The organism is Citrobacter sp. S55_ASV_140, assembly GCF_018919505.1.
In the GTDB taxonomy this organism is placed as follows: Bacteria; Pseudomonadota; Gammaproteobacteria; order Enterobacterales; family Enterobacteriaceae; genus Citrobacter; species Citrobacter werkmanii.
The window spans coordinates 1-1,702 of the sequence record NZ_JAHLQZ010000366.1 but is presented as its reverse complement, the minus strand read 5'-3'; the positions used below and the strand labels follow the sequence as shown (position 1 = coordinate 1,702).

Here is a 1,702-nt window from a genome sequence, read left to right as displayed (position 1 = left end):
GTAATAATATGCTGCAGCAGCCGCACGACGCTTTCCCGATAACGTTGATGCAAAGCTTCTTCGAGCGTTATTTTGCTAAGTAGCGTCGTATTATTTCCGGCGCATTGTAATGCCGCTAAAAAATCCCCACGATATTTCTCCAGCGGATGTCCTGGGATTAATAAAATGGCACTTAAGCCCACTAAATAATCATCGGATGATGGCGTCAGGCCAATTCCCAGACCAATTAAATGGCTGGCCGCTGTTGAAATATTTACTCCCGTATATAGCGCCGCTATTAGTGTCTGTCGGCGGTTGAGTAATTGACGGGTGATTTCCTGATAAAACGGGTTGTCCCCCTGATACAAAAATAATGTGTCGTCGCTGCTTAACTGTTGGCGGATTACCTCTTCCCAGCGCTGCCAGTGGACTACGGCGAGGGTGACTGCATCTGGTGCCCACTGTGGTATGCGCCACGGCAGGCAACCAGAGGTCTCTATCCATTTATCTTTGCCAACGGCTATCCCCGACTCGGTAAATCTGACCTGCTCACCGGGGAGAAACAGGTTCGCGCAATGCGTCAGCGCCAGTCGACAGCTATTAGGCGCGTTATCACAACCTTCACTCAGCAACGTCAACAGTCGCTGCTGGTCAGGTATCAACAGGTTCACCGCGCGGGAAAAAACCTGTTCAACTTGCCCCGTCCCCCGGAAAGCGAGAAACGCGCTATCTGCGGTTAGCGCCTGTACGCATCGCCGTGATGGCGTAGCGATAGCGGCGCTCCTCTGTCAGGCTCCGGCGGCAATCAGCAGCTCGGCAATTTCGTGATAACCTTTCTCCCGCGCCAGTTCCAGCGGGGTTTTACCGTATTTATCCGTCATATGTGGGTTTGCGCCATGGTCAAGTAGCAGCTTGACGATCTCTTGCTGCTTCGCGCCGCCATCATTAAGCACAATGGCTTCCAGAAGCGGCGTCCAGCCCACGAAGTTGGTATGGTTGACATTGATATCGGTAAGCAGCAGCAGCTCGCGCACGATCTCCAAATGACCTTTTTCACTGGCTGGCGTAATGCCTACGCCGCCAAAACGACTCAGGCAGTTAAGGTCGGGGTTAGCAGGTAATACGGTACGCAGCAGCGTTAAATCGTTCGTCAGGCAGCTAATCAGGAAAGGATTAAAACAGGTTTGGTCCTGTTTATTAATATCGGCACCGGCGGCAATCAATAAAGAAACACAGTCATAATGCTTATTCAGGCTGGCAATAATAATGGCGGTACGTCCCTGGCGGTTCGTGGCATTAATATCCACATTTTTTGCCAGACAGGATTTTAATCCATCGGCATTACCTTGTTCTGCCGCCAGCAGAAATTCAGTAATGAGTTCTTTCTCTGACATAATTGCTCTCCTGCAGTTTTTTAGACTTTCTAAATATCCGATAAGCTGAGAATAGCAACAGAGTGTAGAGAATAACATCCGCTTAAATTTCATTCATCGTAAGCGCGTCAATTATTGAATAAAATTTAACAATGAGAGCAAAGCGTGCTGTAGTGCAATCTTTCCCTTATGGCTGGGGCGTTTTTTGCCACTCATGAATAGTCGGGTAAATCAAGCGGTATGCTGCGCGGATAGCGGCCTGCAATTAATATGCAGAAGTGTGATTGCCTTCAAATCAAATGTAAAACTAGTGTTAAATTCTGTTCAAAACTGATTGCTCTGTATAAGGA

General features: G+C 48.5%; 2 protein-coding genes. Both read right to left on the bottom strand.

Going from position 1 to position 1,702, the window contains the following annotated elements; all coding sequences use genetic code 11:
* Nucleotides 1-641 (bottom strand): DUF2877 domain-containing protein (locus KQJ18_RS23820; RefSeq protein WP_216422927.1); only part of this gene is annotated, 641 nt, incomplete at its 3' end.
* A 126-nt stretch (nt 642-767) separates the two neighbouring features.
* The gene (locus tag KQJ18_RS23815) at nt 768-1,373 is read right to left on the bottom strand and encodes an ankyrin repeat domain-containing protein (protein WP_216422926.1); all 606 of its coding nucleotides are present in this window, start codon (nt 1,371-1,373) and stop codon (nt 768-770) included.
* Nucleotides 1,374-1,702 lie beyond the last annotated feature (329 nt).